Consider the following 6,634-nt stretch of genomic DNA (forward strand, 5'->3'; position numbering starts at 1 on the left):
ATAAGAGAAACTTCCATCAGTGGGATATTTCTTCATCGACACTGATGTTTGGATAAAGCAATCTGACCTTTACGGGCAATTCATTCCCCCCTTACATCTGTGCAAGTTCCGAATCTAGAGGTAGGATTTGACTCGCCGCTAAGGTTGGATAAAAAGAAGGAAGGGACGAAAAAGTTCCGCTACTTTCCGTCCTCACATATCTTCGCTTAGAAAGTTAATACTTTTTTAGCCGTTTCAATAATATCTTTGTAATTTGGAATCCAAACCGATTCAGCTTGTGAGAATGGATATACTGTATCAGGTGCAGTTACACGTAATACGGGTGCTTCCAAACTTAATATGGCTCGTTCATTTATTTCTGCAACGACATTAGCAGCCACACCGGCAACTCTTTGTGCTTCTTGAACAACAATGGCACGATTTGTTTTTTCAACGGAAGCAACAATCGTATCAACATCCAACGGACTTACTGTTCGCAAATCAACAACTTCAGCAGAATACCCTTCTTTTTCAAGTTCTTCAGCTGCTTTTAAAGATTCATGAACCATTGCACCATAACTAATAATGGAAATATCCTTACCTTCACGCTTTATATCCGCTTTACCGATTTCAACGGTATAATCACCTTCAGGAACTTCTTGGCGGAATGAGCGATAAAGTTTCATGTGTTCTAAAAAGATAACCGGGTCATCTGAACGAATGGCCGAGATTAATAATCCTTTTGCATCATAAGGAGTAGACGGAATCACGACTCTTAATCCCGGTGTTTGAGCCATTAACCCTTCTAAACTGTCCGCGTGCATTTCCGGTGTATGAACCCCACCGCCAAATGGTGAACGGAAAGTAATTGGCATTTTATAACTCCCGCCGGTACGGAACCGGTAGCGAGCCATTTGACCGGCAATGGAATCCATCACTTCATATACGAAACCGAAAAATTGGATTTCCGGGACCGGACGGAAACCTTCAAGGGCTAAACCAATTGCAAGACCACCGATTCCGGATTCAGCAAGCGGTGTGTCAAATACACGGTCTTCGCCAAATTCTGCCTGTAGGTTTTCGGTTGCGCGGAATACACCACCATTTTTCCCTACATCTTCCCCAAAAATTAATACTTTCTCATCCCTTTTTAATTCTTGGCGCATCGCATCATTAATTGCTTGAATCATTGTCATTTGAGCCATCGCTTACTTCGACTCCTTTTCTTTATAAATTTCGTACTGTTCTTTTAAATTAGAAGGTAATTCTACGTTCATAATCGATATCAAATCAGTAACTTTTTGTTTTGGAGCAGCATCTGCTTTCTTAATTGCTTCTTTAATATCTTCTTTTGCCTGTTCAATTACCTTTTCTTCCATTTCTTCGTTCCAAATACCTTTATTTTCCAGATATTTACGGAACCGAACTAATGGATCTTTTTTCTCCCACTCACTATCTAATTCTTTTGTCCGATAACGGGTCGGATCATCACCGCTCATTGTGTGTGGACCATAGCGATATGTTAATGTTTCAATCAAAGTTGGTCCTTCTCCGTTTATAGCACGTTCTCTCGCTTCTTTTACTGCAGCATAAACAGCCAATGGATCCATACCATCTACTTGGATACCAGGAATACCGGCTGCAACCGCTTTTTGTGCAAGCGTCCGGGCTGCTGTTTGTTTTTCACGAGGAGTTGAAATTGCAAATTGATTGTTTTGTACAATAAAAATAGCAGGAACTTGATATGCACCAGCAAAATTAATACCTTCGTAAAAATCACCTTGTGAAGTACCGCCGTCACCTGTATATGTAATAGCGACAGATTTCTTCCCGTTTTTCTTAATTCCTAATGCAACTCCGGCTGTTTGGACATATTGGGCACCGATAATAATTTGTGGTGGAAGAATGTGTAAGTCTTCCGGTATTTGAATACCTTGGAAATGTCCGCGTGACCATAAAAATGCTTGATGTAGAGGCAACCCATGCCAAATGATTTGAGGTACATCACGATATCCCGGTAAAATGAAATCTTCCTTTTCTAATGCGAAATGAGAAGCAATTTGGGAAGCTTCTTGACCGGCTGTTGGTGCATAAAAACCGAGACGTCCTTGGCGATTTAATGAAATGCTGCGTTGATCAAGAATACGTGTATGAACCATACGACGCATCAATTCTTGCAATTGTTCATCAGTTAGATCCGGAATAGCATCTTGGTTGACAATTTCCCCTTCTTCATTCAAAATTTGTAACGTTTGAAATTCTTTATCAACCACATCAAGTTGTTTCGCTAGATCGACCACAATATTATTCGTTTTGGAGGCCATGTTTCTCTTCCTTTCTTTATGAAATTTTTTTATTCTACTCATATTTTCCCTTTATCACGTAAAAAGAAACATTTTTTTAATAATTTCTTTCTTATCCCCCGCCAAGGTAATTTTTTAATCTGTACCAATAGTTGATCAAATAAAATTGATACAATCATTTTCATAATTAAGTGTACACCTACAAAAACCAATTCGTCAATCTTTTTGGGTTTTAAAAAGTATTTTTCTTCAATAAGTTATTTTTTTAAAAAATTCTGTTTCCATCTGTACTAATAATAAAATCATATCTGTATTAGTACAAAATTGCATAAATAACTTACTAATATGATTTATCCCACCTTAACGGAAAGACAAATACCCCCAATTAAAGAATCAAAAAAAGTAACCCAATCCAATTTTGAGTTACTTTTTAATAAGTCCGGCTTTACGATAAAATGCCAACTTTTTCTTATTGTACTTTTTTGTCAATTCATTAAATTGATCGTTAAGTAAATATACTTGTTCATAAGCTTGGTTAATTTCATCAATTTTTTCTTGCAATTTTTCCAGCGTCATATTCTTATCTTTAAAGGCTTCATACAATTTTTTGTCTTTTTTTATCGCCTTGCTGTATTCAGCATATAGCTGATGATAAACTTTATATCTTTTTTCCATAATTGTACAAAGTTCCTGTCCATCTTTTTTCAGTTGTGATGATTCAAGTTTATCAATTTGTTTCTTTACCGATTCAAATTTTTCACTGGCGGTAACAATACTTTTCTTTTCTTCATTTAGGTGTTCCTGCCTTTGGTTCGAAACTTCAATTGCCTCGTCCGCAAGAGCAATCAATTTGTCGTGTTCCTTATATCCTAATTCGATGATTTGCTCGTAAAGTTTTTTCTCCTTTTCCTCTAACTTGATCAATGGTTTTTGCTCGTTTTTAAAATCTTCTTCCAGTTTTACAACTTCTTCCAGTTTTTTATGTATCTTTTCCTCCGGTCGTGAAAAACATCCGGATAAAATAGCGATAACCAGCAATAAGATAATCTGTAATTTTAAATTTCGGTTTTTCAAGATAGGACCTCCAATCTTTATCCATATTATAATTGAACTGCATAATATATGGCAGAAAAGTTTTTTCTTAAATCTCTTGCTCCTATCGATAAACCAACTTTACTATACTATATTCATAGAATCCATTTACTATACCATATGATAGATTGTTTTATTAACTTTTTGGCAAAACTTTGTTAGACTGTTTGGTAGACTGTTTATGGTTAAAAGTTTTATACGAGGAGGGATATATATGATAGTAATGAAAGATATTATTCGTGACGGGCACCCGACATTAAGAAAAGTTGCCGAGGAAGTAGCAATGCCGCCGTCTGAAGAAGATAAAAAAATATTAAAGTCCTTATTGGAGTATGTAATAAACAGCCAAGATGAAGAAATCGCTCAAAAATACGGATTACGTCCGGGAATCGGTCTGGCCGCTCCACAGATCAATGTTTCAAAAAGAATGATTGCCGTTCATGTGGAAGATGAAAAAGGAAAACTCTATAGTTATGCTTTATTTAATCCAAAAATTGTCAGTCACTCAGTGGAAAAATCATATTTAAAAAACGGTGAAGGCTGCCTTTCCGTTGATGAGCCCCATCCCGGATTAGTTCCTCGCCACGCCCGTGTAACCGTGAAAGGATACAATATGAACGGTGAGGAAGTAAAAATACGTCTGAAAGGACTACCGGCGATTGTTTTTCAACATGAAATTGATCATTTAAACGGGATTCTTTTCTACGACCGAATTGACCAGGAAAATCCGTTTGGGCCAATTGAAAATGGTATTGCTATTGAATTTTAATTTTTTGAAATCATCATTTATTTAATAGAGAAGGGAAATCCAAAACTTTAACAAATATTCCAGATTGCACCATGAAATTTATAAGAGGTTTGTCATATAATATAAATAGAGATAAGTTTATGGTTCCGGAAAAATCAACAAAGTTTTCTGTTTGATAAAACTTTGGAGGGAGTGTTCAACGATGTTAAAAAAGCTTAAGAAAAAGCTTGCAAATCGTTGGAAAGAATTGTTACGAAAAAAAATGATTGCATAATCGGGCTTGTCTTAAATATAGACTTGCCCTTTTTTCACTCATGAAATAGTTAGTTTCATTTGTTCTAACATGATTTTCTCAATCAAAAAATTTTATTTCATGATGATGAATGTGGTAAGCTGTATATAAATAACTTGGTTCGGTACAAAATTGATTCATGGAAATAGTTTTAAAAAATTTTTCGGGTCATTTCGTGCATTTATTTTTTGTTTTCGCTATAATAAGGAAAGTTATTTTTGAAATCGGTTAAGGAGAGGTTTAAGCAAAATGATTTTTAAGGTTTATGTTCAAGAGTCAAAAAATCAAATACCAGTCAGGGAACGGACAAAGGCGCTTTATTTAGAAGCTGATTCTAAAATAGAAGTGTATCGGAAATTTAAAGAAACCCCATATCTAATCGAGCATATTCAAGAATTAGAAGGAAACTATCTTGAATATGAAAAACAAAGCAATAATTTTAAGTTAATGGAGATTTAATATGAAATTGGTAAAAAATGATCAAACTGCCGTTTTTGCCCTTGGGGGTTTAGGGGAAATCGGGAAAAATACGTATGCTGTTCAGTATCAGGACGAAATTATCATCATCGATGCCGGTATTAAGTTCCCTGAAGATGAATTACTTGGAATCGATTATGTTATTCCGGATTATTCTTTTTTAGTCAAGAATCAGGAAAAAGTTAAAGGTTTATTTATTACTCATGGTCACGAAGATCATATCGGCGGTGTACCTTATCTGTTGAAACAGATCAATATTCCGATCTACGCTGGTAGATTGGCCATTGAACTCATCCGCAATAAATTGGAAGAGCATGGCTTACTTCGGACAGCCAATTTAATTGAAATAAAAGAAGAGGATGTTATCAAATTCCGAAAAACATCCGTTTCCTTCTTTCGGACAACACATAGCATTCCTGATTCGTTTGGAATTGTTGTCAAAACGCCTCCTGGTAATATTGTTCATACTGGAGACTTCAAATTTGATTTTACACCGGTTGGTGAACTGGCCAATTTAACAAAAATGGCAGAAATCGGGAAAGAAGGAGTCCTTTGTCTATTATCAGACAGCACGAATAGTGAAGTACCTGAATTTACGATGTCTGAAAGAAAAGTCGGTGAAAGTATAAATGATATTTTCCGGAAAGTTGACGGCAGGATTATCTTTGCAACCTTTGCATCCAATATTCACCGGTTACAACAAGTAACGGAAGCCGCAGTAAAAAGCGGCAGAAAAATTGCCGTATTTGGCAGAAGTATGGAAGCTGCAATGGAAATCGGACAACAACTCGGATATATTAAATGTCCGAAAGATACAATTATCGATAACAATCAATTAAATCGATTACCAGCGAATCAAGTTGTTATTTTATGCACCGGTACGCAAGGTGAACCTATGGCTGCTCTGTCGAGAATAGCAAACGGAACACATAGGCAGATCCAAATTATCCCCGGTGACACGGTCGTATTTTCTTCATCGCCGATACCGGGAAATACATCCAGCATCAATCGAACGATAAATTTGCTTTATCGGGCGGGTGCTGAAGTTATTTACGGCGCATTAAGCGATGTCCATACATCAGGACATGGCGGGCAGGAAGAGCAAAGATTGATGCTGCGACTTATTCAACCAAAATTTTTTGTACCGATCCATGGTGAATATCGTATGCAGATTACGCATGCGAAAATTGCAATGGAATGTGGAATACCTGAAGAAAATTGTTTTATTATGGATAATGGTGATGTCCTTGCTTTATCCAGTGACGCGGCGCAAGTAACCGGAAAAATTCCATCCGGTTCCATTTATATCGACGGTAGCGGTATCGGTGATATTGGGAACATTGTACTTCGTGACCGGCGGATTTTATCGGAAGAAGGATTGGTTATTGTTGTTGTCAGCATTGATATGAAGAATTTTAAAATTGCAGCCGGTCCTGACATTATCTCTCGAGGATTTGTTTACATGCGCGAATCTGGTGATTTAATCAACGAAGCTCAAAATATGATTTCAAAACATCTTGAAAAAATTATGGAAAGAAAAACAAGCCAATGGTCTGAAATTAAAAACGAAATCAGTGATTTACTAGGACCATTCTTGTATGAAAAAACAAAAAGAAAGCCAATGATTTTACCGATTATTATGGAAGTTTAAAGAAAACTCGGCGATTGCCGAGCCTTTAGGCAACCAAAGAGCCGTAGTCAGCGAAAATACATTTTCGCTTGCGAGGTAATGCTACCGAAGCT

At 36.5% G+C, this 6,634-nt stretch carries 6 protein-coding genes; 3 read left to right on the plus strand and 3 right to left on the minus strand.

Annotated features, from left to right (window positions below; translation table 11 throughout):
- Positions 1–206 precede the first annotated feature (206 nt).
- From LIZ98_RS01440 to LIZ98_RS01450, 3 genes are all read right to left on the minus strand, one after another.
- Complete coding sequence (locus tag LIZ98_RS01440; protein WP_034769491.1) at positions 207–1,184, minus strand: alpha-ketoacid dehydrogenase subunit beta; 978 nt, start codon at positions 1,182–1,184, stop codon at positions 207–209.
- A 3-nt stretch (positions 1,185–1,187) separates the two neighbouring features.
- Positions 1,188–2,303 carry a pyruvate dehydrogenase (acetyl-transferring) E1 component subunit alpha gene (gene pdhA, locus LIZ98_RS01445; protein WP_227138734.1) on the minus strand — a complete coding sequence of 372 codons (1,116 nt, stop codon included), beginning with the start codon at positions 2,301–2,303 and terminating at the stop codon, positions 1,188–1,190.
- A 402-nt stretch (positions 2,304–2,705) separates the two neighbouring features.
- Entirely contained in the window at positions 2,706–3,356 is a 651-nt protein-coding gene (locus tag LIZ98_RS01450) for a YkyA family protein (RefSeq protein ID WP_161522390.1), read from the minus strand.
- Positions 3,357–3,588: 232 nt separating this feature from the next.
- On the opposite strand from LIZ98_RS01450, the gene def reads away from it, so the two are divergent.
- The 3 genes from def to rnjA all read left to right on the plus strand — a co-directional run bounded on the left by def (position 3,589) and on the right by rnjA (position 6,542).
- The gene (gene def / locus LIZ98_RS01455; RefSeq protein WP_227138683.1) at positions 3,589–4,143 is read left to right on the plus strand and encodes a peptide deformylase; all 555 of its coding nucleotides are present in this window, start codon (positions 3,589–3,591) and stop codon (positions 4,141–4,143) included.
- A 520-nt stretch (positions 4,144–4,663) separates the two neighbouring features.
- Positions 4,664–4,873 (plus strand): DNA-dependent RNA polymerase subunit epsilon, encoded by a 210-nt coding sequence (locus LIZ98_RS01460; RefSeq protein WP_034769480.1) that lies wholly within the window; start codon positions 4,664–4,666, stop codon positions 4,871–4,873.
- 1 nt (position 4,874) lies between these two features.
- The gene (gene rnjA, locus LIZ98_RS01465; RefSeq protein WP_108897875.1) at positions 4,875–6,542 is read left to right on the plus strand and encodes a ribonuclease J1; all 1,668 of its coding nucleotides are present in this window, start codon (positions 4,875–4,877) and stop codon (positions 6,540–6,542) included.
- Positions 6,543–6,634: the final 92 nt, after the last annotated feature.

The organism is Caldibacillus sp. 210928-DFI.2.18, from assembly GCF_020554505.1.
GTDB classification, from domain to species: Bacteria; Bacillota; Bacilli; order Bacillales; family Caldibacillaceae; genus Caldifermentibacillus; species Caldifermentibacillus hisashii.

Coding starts and splice junctions, on each gene's coding strand:
- LIZ98_RS01440 (WP_034769491.1), bottom strand. CDS start 1,184: ATGGCTCAAATGACAATGATTCAAGCAATTAATGATGCGATGCGCCAA.
- pdhA (WP_227138734.1), bottom strand. CDS start 2,303: ATGGCCTCCAAAACGAATAATATTGTGGTCGATCTAGCGAAACAACTT.
- def (WP_227138683.1), top strand. CDS start 3,589: ATGATAGTAATGAAAGATATTATTCGTGACGGGCACCCGACATTAAGA.
- LIZ98_RS01460 (WP_034769480.1), top strand. CDS start 4,664: ATGATTTTTAAGGTTTATGTTCAAGAGTCAAAAAATCAAATACCAGTC.
- rnjA (WP_108897875.1), top strand. CDS start 4,875: ATGAAATTGGTAAAAAATGATCAAACTGCCGTTTTTGCCCTTGGGGGT.